The 13714-nt window shown below is 67.4% G+C and carries 12 protein-coding genes; 3 read left to right on the forward strand and 9 right to left on the reverse strand.

Features of this window, described 5'->3' with window-relative positions; all coding sequences use genetic code 11:
* Positions 1 to 72: 72 nt before the first annotated feature.
* The 3 genes from AC6CIE_RS07980 (at position 73) to pdxR (ending at position 3381) form a co-directional block, all read left to right on the forward strand.
* Positions 73 to 906 carry a taurine ABC transporter ATP-binding protein gene (locus tag AC6CIE_RS07980; RefSeq protein WP_175121863.1) on the forward strand — a complete coding sequence of 278 codons (834 nt, stop codon included), beginning with the start codon at positions 73 to 75 and terminating at the stop codon, positions 904 to 906.
* Positions 899 to 1726: an ABC transporter permease subunit gene (locus AC6CIE_RS07985; RefSeq protein ID WP_105238604.1), complete on the forward strand. Its 828-nt coding sequence runs from the start codon at positions 899 to 901 to the stop codon at positions 1724 to 1726. The genes AC6CIE_RS07980 and AC6CIE_RS07985 overlap by 8 nt, the downstream gene beginning before the upstream one ends.
* 110 nt (positions 1727 to 1836) lie before the next feature.
* Positions 1837 to 3381: a MocR-like pyridoxine biosynthesis transcription factor PdxR gene (gene pdxR, locus AC6CIE_RS07990; protein ID WP_498091917.1), complete on the forward strand. Its 1545-nt coding sequence runs from the start codon at positions 1837 to 1839 to the stop codon at positions 3379 to 3381.
* An 87-nt stretch (positions 3382 to 3468) separates the two neighbouring features.
* On the opposite strand, the gene AC6CIE_RS07995 is transcribed toward pdxR, so the two are convergent.
* The 9 genes from AC6CIE_RS07995 to AC6CIE_RS08035 all read right to left on the reverse strand — a co-directional run bounded on the left by AC6CIE_RS07995 (position 3469) and on the right by AC6CIE_RS08035 (position 13712).
* A complete protein-coding gene (locus AC6CIE_RS07995; RefSeq protein WP_343738780.1) occupies positions 3469 to 4884 on the reverse strand; it encodes an NAD(P)/FAD-dependent oxidoreductase in 1416 nt (471 codons plus the stop codon).
* Between the two features lie 8 nt (positions 4885 to 4892).
* Entirely contained in the window at positions 4893 to 5285 is a 393-nt protein-coding gene (locus AC6CIE_RS08000) for a nuclear transport factor 2 family protein (RefSeq protein ID WP_175121866.1), read from the reverse strand.
* Between the two features lie 113 nt (positions 5286 to 5398).
* Entirely contained in the window at positions 5399 to 6502 is a 1104-nt protein-coding gene (locus AC6CIE_RS08005) for a CobW family GTP-binding protein (protein ID WP_498091919.1), read from the reverse strand.
* A gap of 1 nt (position 6503) precedes the next feature.
* Complete coding sequence (locus AC6CIE_RS08010; RefSeq protein ID WP_498091921.1) at positions 6504 to 8159, reverse strand: amidohydrolase; 1656 nt, start codon at positions 8157 to 8159, stop codon at positions 6504 to 6506.
* Positions 8160 to 8238: 79 nt separating this feature from the next.
* On the reverse strand, positions 8239 to 9261 hold the full coding sequence (locus AC6CIE_RS08015; RefSeq protein WP_498091923.1) for an ABC transporter ATP-binding protein: 1023 nt from the start codon (positions 9259 to 9261) through the stop codon (positions 8239 to 8241).
* A complete protein-coding gene (locus AC6CIE_RS08020) occupies positions 9258 to 10259 on the reverse strand; it encodes an ABC transporter ATP-binding protein (RefSeq protein WP_498091925.1) in 1002 nt (333 codons plus the stop codon). The genes AC6CIE_RS08015 and AC6CIE_RS08020 overlap by 4 nt, the downstream gene beginning before the upstream one ends.
* Positions 10256 to 11158, reverse strand: coding sequence for an ABC transporter permease (locus AC6CIE_RS08025; protein ID WP_175121871.1), 903 nt, complete (start codon positions 11156 to 11158; stop codon positions 10256 to 10258). The genes AC6CIE_RS08020 and AC6CIE_RS08025 overlap by 4 nt, the downstream gene beginning before the upstream one ends.
* Positions 11155 to 12123, reverse strand: a complete 969-nt coding sequence (locus tag AC6CIE_RS08030) for an ABC transporter permease (RefSeq protein ID WP_175121872.1) — start codon at positions 12121 to 12123, stop codon at positions 11155 to 11157. Before AC6CIE_RS08030 ends, AC6CIE_RS08025 begins: the two co-directional genes overlap by 4 nt.
* A gap of 11 nt (positions 12124 to 12134) precedes the next feature.
* A complete protein-coding gene (locus AC6CIE_RS08035) occupies positions 12135 to 13712 on the reverse strand; it encodes an ABC transporter substrate-binding protein (RefSeq protein ID WP_175139207.1) in 1578 nt (525 codons plus the stop codon).
* Between the last annotated feature and the right edge of the window lie 2 nt (positions 13713 to 13714).

The raw sequence follows: 13714 nt of genomic DNA on the forward strand, positions 1-13714 counted from the left end.
CCCGGCGCCGGCCGCAGCGCGAAGACGAGGCCGGCTGCCGAAGGCCTCGCCACAACGATCAGGGGGAACAGCATGACCATGCAGTCCACATCCGCCGCGCAGCGCCTGTGCGCGGAAGGCGTCAGCGTCACCTATCCCGGCCTGCACGACAGCGGCCCCGTCATCGCGCTGCACGACGTCAACCTGACCATCCAGCCCGGCGAATTCGTCGTCGCGCTGGGAGCATCAGGCTGCGGCAAGACCACATTGCTCAGCCTGCTGGCGGGCTTTCTGTCGCCGACCGAGGGCGAGATCACGCTGGGCGGAAACCCCATCGTCGGGCCGGGCGCCGACCGCGGCGTGGTGTTCCAGAAGCACGCCCTGCTGCCCTGGCTGAACGTGCTGGAAAACACCGAATTCGGCCTGAAGCTGCAAGGCGTGGACAAGGAGACCCGACGTGCGCGCGCCCGCCGCAATCTTGAACTGGTGGGCCTGCAGGATTTTCACCGGCACATGATCTACCAGCTGTCGGGCGGCATGCAGCAGCGCGTGGGCATCGCGCGCGCGCTGACCTGCGACCCCGCCATGCTGCTGATGGACGAGCCCATGGCCGCGCTGGACGCGCTGACCCGGGAAACCATCCAGGAGCTGCTGCTGGATATCTGGCGGCAGACCAACAAGATGTTTTTCTTCATCACCCACAGCGTGGAAGAAGCGCTCTTCCTGGGATCGCGGCTGATCGTCATGTCGCCGCGCCCGGGCCGGATCACGCACACGTTCGAGCCGGCCTTCAACCGGCGCTACCTGGAGACCCGCGATGGCCGTGGCATCAAATCCAGTCCCGACTTCATCGCCATGCGAGAAGAAGTCCTCGGCATCATCTACGGGGACGAGCGCGCCGCCTCCCCGCACGCCCTCCATGCCTAAGCGCCGCATCGGCCACACGCCGGCGGCGCCGGGCAAGGTTTACGGGGCGCCGGGCGCGGGCTACAGCGGGCACATCAGCCTGCTGACCAGCCTGGCGCTGATCGCGCTGTGGTTCCTGGTGACCAGCGCCGGCTGGGTGCGGCCGCTGTTCCTGCCATCGCCCATCGCGGTGTACGACAAATTCGTCTTCGCCATGACCGAAGGCGTGGCCAACTCCACGCTGACCGAGCACGCGCTCGCCAGCCTGGGCCGCGTGTTCGGCGCGTTCTTCCTGGCGTGTGTCACGGCGATTCCGGTCGGCATCCTGATGGGCGTGAACCGCTACGCGCGCGGCGTCTTCGATCCGCCGATCGAGTTCTACCGCCCGCTGCCGCCGCTCGCTTATCTGCCGCTCATCATCATCTGGTTCGGCATCGGCGAATTCCCGAAGATCCTGCTGATCTACCTGGCCATCTTCGCGCCCATGGCGATCGCCGCGCGCGCGGGCGTACGGTCGGTGTCGATCGAACAGATACACGCCGCCTATGCCATGGGCGGGACCAGCCGCCAGATCGTCTGGCACGTCATCCTGAAGGCGGCCATGCCGGAAATCTTCACGGGCATGCGCATCGGTATCGGGGTCGGCTGGACGACGCTGGTCGCCGCCGAGATGGTGGCGGCCGACCGGGGCCTGGGCTTCATGGTGCTGAACGCCGCGCAGTTCCTGGCCAGCGACACGGTCATTATGGGCATCATCGTGATCGGGCTGTTCGCGTTCGCCTTCGACCTTCTGGTGCGTTACCTGGAACGCTTCGCCATCCCGTGGAAGGGACGAATCTGACAGGGCAATCCCGCATTCCTTCCCCCATCCGGCTCCTTTATTCTGAGACTCGGACACCCCGGGCGCGGCAGCGCGGCGCCCGTGAGGTCCGCAGTCAAAAGGAGCCAGCCATGTCCAGCCAGGCCTCGATGCTCAAGCCTGTGTTGTGGGAACGCCTGTTCGAAAAGGCCAGTGCGCCCAACCTCAGCCTGCAGGGGCGCGTGCGCCAGATGCTGGTGTCGGCCATCCTGAGCGGCCACCTGCCGCCCGGCATGCCGGTGCCGTCCAGCCGCTACCTCGCCGACCAGTTGCGCATCGCGCGCAATACCGTGGTGTTTGCGTACCAGCAACTCGTGTGCGAAGGGTATCTGGTGTCGCGCGAACGCAGCGGCCACTTCGTCAGCGATACCGTCATGGAAGGCCACTCGGGTCCCGCGACGGACGCTTCACCGGCGGACGCGCCCGAAACCGGTGGCGTGCGCTGGGAAGAGCGTCTGCGCTTTCGCCCCTCGCGGCAACGCAACATCACCAAGCCCCGCGACTGGCAGAAACAGCCCTATCCCTTCGTCTACGGCCAGTTCGACCAAGACCTGTTCCCTACCGCCGAATGGCGCGAATGCTGCATCAAGGCGCTGTCGGTGCTGGACATCCGCAGCTGGGCGCCGGACCTCATCACGCATGACGACCCCGCGCTCATCGAACAGATCCGCACGCAGGTGCTGCCGCGCCGCGGCGTGTGGGCCGACGCCGAGGAAATCGTCATCACGGTCGGCGCGCAGCACGCGCTTTATCTGCTGGCGGATCTGCTGGTGAACGAGGACACCGTGGTCGGCATGGAAGATCCGGGCTATCCGGACGCGCGCAACATCTTCGCCAGTCACACGCGCCATCTGCTGCCGCTGCCCGTGGACGAACAGGGGCTGCGCACGGGGACGCAACTGCTCGGATGCGATTACCTGTTCGTCACGCCGGGCCATCAGTGTCCGACTACCGTCACGCTGTCCATGGAGCGCCGCACCTCCCTGCTGGCAATGGCGCGGCAGGCCGACAGCCTCATCATCGAAGACGACTTCGAAAGCGAAAGCCGCTGGGGCGAAGGCGCCATCCCCGCGCTGAAAAGCCTGGACCGGGACGGCCGCGTGATCTACGTGGGCAGCCTGGCCAAGTCCTTCGCGCCGGGCCTGCGCATCGGCTACATCGTCGCGCCGCGCGAGCTGGCCGCCGAACTGCGCGCGCTGCGCCGCCTGATGCTGCGCCACCCGTCCGCGTACATCCAGCGCGCGTTCTCGCTGTTCATCTCGCTGGGGCATCACCATTCGCTGCTGCGCCGCCAGTCGCAGGCTTACCAGAAGCGCGGCGCCGAACTGGCGCAGGCGTTGGCGCGGCACCTGCCGGACTTCACGGCCATTCCCATCACCGGTTCGTCATCGTGCTGGCTGCAGGGGCCGCCGTGGCTCAATGCGGCGGCGCTGTCCGAAGCCGCGCTGGCTGAGGGCGTGGTGGTCGAACCGGGGGATGTGTTCTTCATGGACGGCGCCAACGCGCCGCGGAACTTCCTGCGCGTGGGGTTTACGTCGATCCGGCCGGAGCACATCGAACCGGGTATTGCGCGGCTAGCAAAGGTGGTGGACGCGCAGCGGCGGGTGGCGCAGGATCTCGTGCTGGACGGTGTCTGACACCCGAATCAGTCCTACGTTTTGACGGGGTGTCTGACACCTCAATCAGTCCTGCAAGTCTTGAAGGTGCCAGAGGCCCGCGTACTGCTACAGCAATTCGTCCCTTAAGTAGTACCAGCGGTACAACAACCCCTGACCAATGCGGCGGAATGGCGCGAAGAGATGTCCGGGAAGAGGCGTGTCGTAGATCGGCAGGTTCCACGCGATCCCATCCTTGCCCATCATCCGTTGCGCCAGCCGCCTGCCGGCATGCGCCGAGAATGCCACGCCGTTGCCGCCATAGCCGAAGGCGTAATACACCTGCTGCGCGGGATCCGGTTGCGTGACGCGCGGCATCATGTCGTGGCTGACGTCCACCCAGCCCCACCACGAATACGCCACGTCCACACCGCGCAGCGCCGGGAACTTGCGGGCGAGGCCCTCGCGCAGCAGCGCTAGGTGGCGCGGGTTTTCGGCGTCTGCGCCGCGTAGCGCGCTGCGGCTGCCGATCTGCATGCGGCCGTCGGGCAGCAGGCGGTAGTAGAAGCGCAGCGTGCGCGTGTCGGTGATGAACACCGTGCTTTTCAACCCCGCCGCCTCGCGTTCCTCGGCCGACAGCACGCGCGTGACCATCGAATTGGACAGCACCGGCATGATGCGGTTGTCCAGCAGCCGGTTGACGCCCTGCGCGGTGTAGCCGCCGGTGGCGAAGGCCACGCGCTGGGCGCGCACCGTGCCGCCGGGGGTTTGCAGCCGGTACATGCCGTTTTCCACGCGCCAGCCCAGCACGGGGCTGGACGGATGGATGCGCACGCCCAGCGCCCGCGCCTGCCGCAGATAACCGTACGCAAGCTTGAGCGGATGCACGCCGACACCGTCGGGCTCGTGCATGGCGCCCACCGCCTCGCGATCATCCACATACCGTTCGTGCAATTCGGCGCGGCTGAGCATCTTGGTGTCGTAACCGAAGACGTCGTGCATCACGCGCGCTTCGTTCTGCAGGAAGGCCATCTTCTTCTGGCGATGCGCCGTGTACAGATGGCCGCCGGGCTGCGCGTCGCAGTCCACCTGCGCGACCAGGCTCTTCCAATACTCGAAGCCTTCGCGGATCTCCGCGTCCAGGCGTTTGGCCGTGTCCAGCCCCCAGCGTTCGATCCACTGCGAGCGGTACAGGCGCCCCGACGCATTCTGCCCCTGGCCGCCATTGCGGCTGGTGCACCCCCACACCGCGCGGTTGGCCTCCAGCACGACGGCCTTCACGCCAAAATCGCGTGCCAGCGCCAGCGCCGCCGACAAGCCCGTGAAGCCGGAGCCGACAATCACCACGTCAGCGTCGATGTCGCCGCGGATCGGCCCGTCGTCCTCGGGCGGTGCGCCGGCCGTCGCGACCCAGTAGGTGGGCGCGTAGTCCTGGCCCTGTCCGGGCGGCGATACCAGCGGATCGTAGGCCGGGTTGTAGGCGTTGATGGCGGCGCCGGACGCGGGCGCCGGGCGGGAGATGCCGGCCGACATTTGCGTATCCATGATGGCGGCTAGGCACGTGCCGGCAAGGCGGGACGCTGCTTGCGGAACGCGTTCTTCACCTGGATCTTGCCGTCCTTGAACGTGAACACGTCCACCATGTCGGCCTCCACCCGCGAGCCGTCCGCCGCCGTGCCGCGGAACGTGGACTCGGAGACGCCGCGATCGCCGGCCACCCAGTGCCGGCCGTTCTCCCATTGCGCGTCCGGGAAGTTCTTCCAGGCCGCGGCAAAGGCCGCGCGCACCGCTTCCGGGCCGGCATGGCGGCTGCCGTACTGTTCGGGGCCGCCGACGGTCTCGAACACGCAGTCTTCGCTCATGAATGACATCAGGGCGTCGATATCGTGCCGGTTCCAGGCGGCCGCAAACTCGGCCAGCATTTCCACGGTGACGGTCTGTTGCATTGCCTACCCTCCTTCGCTGGCGCGGCGCGAGATGCGTCCACGCTGAACCCTCAAGGTACGTGCGCGGCGTGCGCGCCGGTAGGACCAGACGCGGGGAATCGCTTGCACCAGAACTAGCGCGGCGGCACGGCGTGGGCCGCGTCCAGGGTGACGTCGACATTGATGTCGTGCAGCGCCGCCCGGTCCAGAAGCGTCGCGATTACCGGCATGTTGGTGACGCCGCGCATACCAATCACGACCAGCGAGGGTTCGCATCGATCAGCCGGCGCGCGCGCCTGCGTGTCAAAGCGCACGCGCCGTCCCGCGAATTGCACCAGCACCCAACCGTGCCGGCTGGTGCGGACCCAGCCCTTGGCGCGCAGCACGTCGCGGGGCAACTGCTTCAGGCGCTCGGCGAGCATGTCGGCGTCCAGTAACGCGGGGGCTCGCCATAGCCCGGTTTGGAACGGATGGGCGGGATCGGACGGGTCGACGTGGCGCGGCATGTGTCCGCCCACGCGAACGCCGCCGAGCTCGTCGCCGTGGGCGCCGACAACGCGGCCGCCATGGCCGTGTCCGCAGATAGCACCATCGCCGTGCCTGTCGCCATGGCCGCAACCATGCTCCGCCTCATGCCCGCTTGCCGTCCCCTCAACCGCGCCGATCAACACCCCCAAATCCACCCGCCCCTCACACGCCCGCACCACGGGCGCGCCGCCGCTAGCCTCGCGCAGCCAGTCCTGCACTGCCGCCAGCGCATCCGGCGCCACCAGATCGATCTTGTTCAACACCAGCAAATCCGCCGCGCGAAGCTGCCGCTGCACCGTATCGGCCAACAGCGGATCCGCCGCCACCTCGCGGATGGCCCCCGCATCGACCAGCACCACCACGCTCTCCAGTTGCAGCAGCGGATCGGCCATCCCCACCTGCGCGATGCGACCGGGATCAGATACGCCACTCGCCTCGATGACAATCCATTCGGGCAACGGATCCAGCGCCAGCACACGCGCCAGCGCATCATCCATTCCGCCCGCCATCGAGCAGCAGACGCAACCGTTGGCCAGCCGGATCACGTTGTCGGCGCGATCCGCGATAAGGCCCGCGTCGATGTCCACGGGCCCGAAGTCATTGACCAGCACCGCCGCGCGGCGCGCGCTGGCGGTCAGCACATGATTCAGCAAGGTGGTCTTGCCTGCGCCCAGAAAGCCGCCCACCACCGTCAGCGGAATGCGCGCCACGTCACGCCTCCCGCAGCGGCAGCGGACGCCCGCCGATGACCGTGCCCAGCACCTTCAGGTCCTTTAGGGATTCTGGCGCGGCCTCGGACGGATCGTCCGCCAGCACGCAGAAGTCCGCGTACTTGCCGACCTCAATCGAGCCCACCAGATGGTCCATATGCAGCGTGTACGCGGCGCCCAGCGTGATAGCGTGCAGGGCGGCGTCGACGCCAATGCGCTCGGACTCGCCCAGCACGCGGCCCGAGGCCGTCTGCCGGTTCACCGCGCACCATGCCGTGAACAGCGGCCCAAGCGGCGTGATGGGCGCATCGGAATGGATGGCGTACGGCACCCCTGCGCGCGCCGCCGACGCGCAGGCGTCCATGCGGTTGGCGCGGTCCGGTCCCATCGTCAACGCGTAGTGGGCGTCGCCCCAGTAGTAGATGTGGTTTGCGAAAAGGTTCACGCACATGCCCAGGCTCGCCATCCGGCGGAACTGGGCGGCGTCGGCCATCTGGCAATGCTGCAAGGTGTGGCGATGGTCGCGCCGCGGCGTGCGCTGCAACGCGCGGTCCACGGCTTCAATCGCAAGCTGCGTGGCCTCGTCGCCGTTGGTGTGGATGTGAAGCTGCGCGCCGGCGTCGTGATAGGTCTGCACCATCGCATCCAGTTCGGACGGCGCGATGACCCAGATGCCGTTGGGCGCGCCGTTGAAGTATCCCGGCCAGCGCACGCGTGCCGTGAAGCCCTGGATCGATCCATCGACCACCAGCTTCACCATGCCCAGATGCAGCTTGCCGTGATTCAGCCGCCGCGCGGCCGCCAGCTTTTCCAGGCAGCCCGCCGCGTTGCCCGCGTAGGTCAGCGCCGAGGCCGCGGGCACGATGCGCACCGGATAATCCAGCTCACCCGTCACCCGCGCCAGCGTCGCCAAGCCTTCATCATTCAACTCATTGACCAGGTCCGTCGCGGTGGTCACGCCGGCCCACTGTGCCACCTTGCCGAACATCCGCAGCCCTTCTTCCGTCAGGCCCACCGTCCGGAACGGGCTGCCGATCAGCCGCATGACCGGGAACATGGCCGCAAATTCGCAGAGCTCGCCGCTGGGTCTTCCATCATCGAGCCGCGTCACGCCCTCGATGTCGGTGTCGCGATCGATGCCCGCCCGAGCCAGCATGGGCGAGTTGACGTTCATGAGGTGCATGCTGGCGTGCATGACCACGATGGGCCGCTGCGCCGACACGGCGTCCAGGTCATGAATGCTCATGCGGTCGCCGCCGAAGAAGATGGGATCGAAGCCCCAGCCGATCAGCGTCTCACCCTGCGCCAGCGCGCCCTCTGCATCCCGAAGCCGCGCCGCCACTTCCGCGAAGCTTTTCAGGCCGGACCAGAGCTTGCCGTCCGGACCGCGCCGGTCATAAAAGCCCACGTAGACGAACTTCCACATGCCGCCCTCGGGCAGATGGCAATGGCCTTCCACCAGGCCCGGCATCAGCACGCTGTCCGCGAAGCGTTCATCGACTTCTGCCGGCCCCCAGCCGGCCAGATCCTCCCGGCTGCCCACGCCAAGAATGCGGCCATCGCGCACGGCAACATGCGTGGCGCGCGGCTGCGCGGGGTTCATGGTCAGGATGGATCGGGCGACATAAAGCGTCGTGGAGCCGGAAGGCTGGGTCATCGGGGTTCCTTGTAAGTCGGTGAATTCGGTACGCGCGCGCCGGCATGCGCAAATCGATGCGCGCACATCGGCAAGCCCGTCAGCCTTGCAACGGCGACACCGTCACGCCATCGCGCGTCTCGACAAAATGACAGGCCACGTGATGCGCCGGCGCCACCTCGCGCAGTTCAGGTTCACGGGTGGAACACAGCGCTTGCGCGGCCGGACATCGCCCCGCGAAGCGGCAGCCGGGCGGCGGATTGACCGGGCTGGGTGGATCGCCGGTCAGCCTGACGCGGCGCGCCGCCGTTTCGCGGCCGCCCTTGACCGTTGGCACGGCAGACATCAGCGCCACGCTGTACGGATGCAGCGGCCGCGAGAAAAACGCCCGCCGCGAGGCCCGCTCGATGATCTTGCCCAGATACATCACGGCGATGTCGTCGCACACGTGCTCCACCACCGCCATGTCGTGCGAGATGAAAAGAAACGACTGCCCCTGTTCGCGCTGGATGCGCCGCAGCAGATTCAGGATCTGCGCGCGGATCGCGATGTCCAGCGCCGACACAGGCTCATCGCAGACGATCAGGTCCGGCGCGCTGGCCAGCGCCCGCGCGATATTCAGCCGCTGGCGCTGCCCGCCGGAAAACTGGTGCGGAAACAGTTGCCGCTGTTCGGGCCGCAGCCCCACCAGTTCGAACATCAGCGCCACGCGCGCCTCGCGGCCGCCGGGCGGGTCGATGCCCATCAGGTCCAGCGGCGTGCGCACGATCTCCTCGGCGCGCTGGCGCGGATTGAGCGACGAGTACGGATCCTGGAACACCAGTTGCAGGCGCCGCCGCATCCGCCGCAGCGCCGAACCGCGCATCGCGGTCAGATCGCTGCCGTCGAAGTGAATGCTGCCCCCCGTGGGGTCCGCCAGCCGCAGCACCGACAGCGCCGTGGTGGTCTTGCCCGAACCCGACTCGCCCACGATGGCCAGCGTGCGGCCGCGCTCCAGGTCGAACGACACGCCGTCCACCGCCCGCACCACCATCGGCTTGCCATCGCGTCCGCGCCCGCCCACCGGAAAATGCACCGACAGGTCGCGCACCGACAACAGGGATGACGATTGCGCCTGGCTCATTGCGATGCCTCCGGGTAAAGCCAACAGGACACGCCCTGACCGCCATCCAGCACGGTCATGGGCGGAAACTCGCGGCTGCAACGCGCCATGGCGCGGTTGCAGCGGTCAACGAACGGGCAGCCGACGCCACGCTCCCACACGGACGGCACCACGCCCGGAATCTCGGGCAGGTCGGGCCGCACGTCATCGGGTTCGCGGTCCAGTTCGGGCAGGCAGGCGATCAGGCCCTGCGTGTACGGATGGCGCGGCTGCGCCAGGATCTGGCCGACGCTGCCCTGCTCCACCACCCGCCCGCCGTACATCACCACCACGCGGTCCGCCATCTCGGACACCGCGCCCATGTCGTGCGTGATCAGCAGCACGGCGGTGCCGCGGCGCGCCTGCTGCTCGCGCAACAGGTCGAAGATCTGCGCCTGTACCGTCACGTCCAGCGCGGTGGTGGGCTCGTCGGCGATGAGCACGTCCGGGTCGCACGCCAACGCAATCGCGATCATCACCCGCTGCCGCATGCCGCCGGAAAGCTGGTGCGGATAATCGTCCACGCGGCGCTCCGGCATCGGGATGCCCACGGACTTGAGCATCTCGATGGCGCGCTCGCGAGCGTCGCGCTTGGACAGTCCTTGATGCAGGCGCAGCGGCTCGCCGATCTGGTCGCCCACCGTGTACACCGGATTGAGCGCCGTCATCGGCTCCTGGAAGATCATCGAAATGTTGTTGCCCCGCACCCGGCGCATCGCCTCGTCATCGTGCATCGCGAGGTCGGCGCCGCGCAGGCGCACGTGGCCCGCGCCCACGCGCGCCAGCGGCGGAATCAGCCGCATGATGGCCAGCGCCGTCATGCTCTTGCCGCAGCCGGATTCTCCGACCAGGCACAGCGTTTCGCCTGGACGCAGGTCGAAGCTCACGTCGCTCAGCACTTCGGCCGCCCGTCCGCGCGTGCGGAATTCCAGGCTCAGGCCGTCCACTTCCAGCACGGGGGCCATGTCGGCGGCGTTCATGCCCGGCCTCGCGACGTTGGATTGAGCGCGTCGTTCAGACCGTCGCCAATCAGGCTGACGGCCAGCACGGTCAGGAAGATGGCTGCGCCGGGCAGCGTCACCGCCCACCAGGCGGTCAGGATGTAGGGGCGGTTGCTGCCGATCATCAAGCCCCAGCTCATCACATTGGGATCGCCCAAGCCAAGAAACGACAGCCCTGCCTCGAACAGGATCGCCGTGCCGATGGCCAGCGTGGCCGACACGATCAGCGGCGCCAAAGCGTTCGGCAGGATGACGCGCCAGATGATGCGCGCGTCTCCGGCGCCGATCACGCGCTCGGCAAGGACATACTCGCGCCGCTTGAGCCGCAGGAACTCGCCGCGCGCCAGCCGCGCCGTGCCGGTCCAGCTCACCACGCCGATGGCGACTGCGATGGTGGCGAGCGACGGGCTGAACAGCGTCACCAGCACCATCGCAAAGAGCAAGGTGGGCAGCACCTGAAAAAACTCGGTGATGCGCATCAGCGTTTCATCGACCCAGCCGCCGTAATAGCCCGCCAGCGCGCCAACGGTGATGCCGATGGCCATGGACAGCACCGCCGCCACCACGCCCACCAGCAACGTTGCGCGGCCGCCGTAGATCATGCCGGTCAGCACGTCGCGGCCCAGGTAGTCGGATCCCAGCAGCAGCTCGCCGCCGGGCGGCTCCATGGGCGCCGCGGCGATTTCAAACGGGTCGGCGTGCATCAGCATCGGCCCGAAGATCGTGATGGCCAGGATCGTCGCCAGCAGCAGTACGCCGGCCAGCGCGCTGGGGTTGCGCGCGAACACGCGCAGCGCCTCATAGGTTGGCCGGGGCGGCGGCTTGGGCCGGGCGTCGGCGCCGGCGGCGCCGGGCAGCGCAATGGGTGCGGGTCTCATGATGTCTTGATCCGGGGATCGATCAGGCGATACGCCAGATCGGTAAGCTGGTTCATCACCACGACCAGCAACGAGGCAAAGAGCAGGATGCCGAGCAGCGTCGGATAATCACGGCGCAGCACGGAGTCGAACGCCAAGCGTCCCAATCCGGGCCAGTTGAAGACCGTCTCCACCAGAATCGCCCCGGCCAGCACGTTGCCAAACTGCAGGCCCAGCATGGTCACCACCGGCAGCACCCCGTTGCGCAGCGCGTGCTTGTACAGCACGGTGTTCTCGGGCAGCCCCTTGGCGCGCGCGGTGCGGATGTAATCGGCCTGCAACGCGTCCATGACGCTGGCCCGCGCCAGCCGGCTGTATTGCGCCAGGTACACGAAGGCCAGCGTAAAGGCGGGCAGCACCAGGTGATGCAGCACGTCCAGCGCGCCCGCCCAGCCATCCTGCGGACCGCCCGCCGACCGCATGTCCGACACCGGGAAGATCGGCCACACCGAGGCAAACAGGATGATGAGGATGATGCCGGTCCAGAACACCGGCGCCGAATAGCCCACGACCGACAGCAGCGTGATGCCTTGCGACAGCAGCCCATTGGGCTTGCGGGCGGCCAGTGTGCCCAGCAGCGTGCCGATCAGGAACGCCACCGTCACCGACGTCACCACCAGCAGCAGCGTGGCGGGCACGCGGTCCCAGATCAGCTGGGCGACCGGCACGTTGAAGAAGTAGGAGTAGCCCAGGTCGCCGCGCACGACCTGCCCCAGGTAGATGCCCAGCTGCGTGAGGAACGGCTTGTCCAGCCCATACTGCACCCGCAGCTGGGCGCGCAGTTCTTCGCTGATCCCGCCCATCGACCCCGCGATGGTTTCCACGGGGTCGCCCGGCGAAATATGAATCAGCAGAAAGTTCAGCGTCACCACGGCCAGCAGCAGGATCGCGGCGTAGACCAGGCGGCGCGAGAGATATCGCAGCATGTCGGCTCCCGCTACTGCACGGAGGTTTCATCCAGCGGCGACAGCAGGCCCCAAATGCCGGACGGCAGACCCTGCACCTTCTTGGACGACAGCGTGTGGTACGGAATGACGGTCAGGAAGTCGATCGGCACGTCCTCGGTCACCAGGCGCTGGAATTCCCCGTACAGCGCGCGGCGCTTGTCCGCGTCTGTCTCGGTGCCCGCCTGTTCCAGCAGCGCATCGACCTTCGGATTCTTGTAGGACTGCGTGTTGGTCCAGATGATGTCGCGGATGTTGGACGACATGTACGTGCGATGCACGCCGATGACCGGATCGCCCCAGTTGAAGACGATGTCTGTGGTCATGTCGAAGTCCTTGCCGGCGATGCGCTTGGCCCAGGTCGGAAAATCCGGCGACGCGCGCACCTGCACGTTGATGCCCACCTTCTTCAGCTGGCTGCGCAGGTATTCCGCGACGTTCTTGCCCTGCACGTCGCTGCCCGGCATGTAGTCCACCGTGAGCGTCATGCGCTCGCCCTTGCCGTCTTTCTTGAAGCCGGCCTCGTCCAGCAGCTTTTCCGCCTGCTTCAGGTCCAGCGGGTACTTCTTCACGTCGTCGCTGGCGAAGGGGCTGGTGCCCACGATGGGGCCGTGCGCCGGCGCGGCAAAGCCGGCGTTCAGGGCCTTCGTGATGAAACCCTTGTCGGTCGCGTAGGCGATGGCCTGGCGCACCCGCACGTCGTCCAGCGGCTTGCGCGCCGTATTGAATGCCAGCCAGCTCAGGGCGCCGATGCCTTCATAGCCTTTGTTCGTCATGACGATGGACGGATTGTCCTTGGCGCGGCGCAGGATCGTCGGCTCGGTCATGAACGGCAGCGCGCCGATGTCGCCGCGCTCCAGCCCGATCAGCAGATTGGTCGCATCGGGATTGATCTTGACCACCACGCGGTCCAGCAGCGGCTTGCCCTTGATGAAGAACTTGTCGAAGCGTTCCAGCACGATCTCCTGGCCCGGCTTGAATTCCTTGAAGATGAACGGCCCGGAACCCACCACGTTCGCGGAGTTGCGCGGGTGCGTCTTCAAGTCCTGGCCGTCGCCGTAGATGTGCTTGGGCAGCACGGGCATCAGCGCCGGCGACAGCGCCAGCAGAATGGCCGGATGCGGCTTGCTCATGCGCAGCACGGCGGTGCGCGCGTCGGGCGTTTCCACACTGTCGACAGGCGCGAACATCGTCTGGAACGGATGGTTCTGCTTGACCGCCATGATCGAAAACGCCACGTCCTCGGACGTCACGGGCTTGCCGTCATGAAAGATCGCGTCGCCGCGCAGGTGCAGCGTCAGCGACTTGCCGTCCGGCGCCAGTTCCCACGACTCGGCCAGGTAAGGCTGCGGATTCCAGTCGGCGTCGTAGCGCAGCGGACTGGCAAAGAGCTGCGCACTGGGCAGCGCGGTGGCGGTGCCCGATTGCACTGCGCCGTTCAGATGCCGGGGCACCTGCGTGGAGCCGATGACAAGCGTGCCGCCGGCCTTGGGTGCATCCGCCGCGGCGGCGCCCCCCGCCATTGCAAACACTGACAGAATCGTGGCCAGGCCTAGTCTTGCGCTGCGCATGT

The sequence above is a fragment of the Achromobacter sp. GQ309 genome, assembly GCF_059759315.1.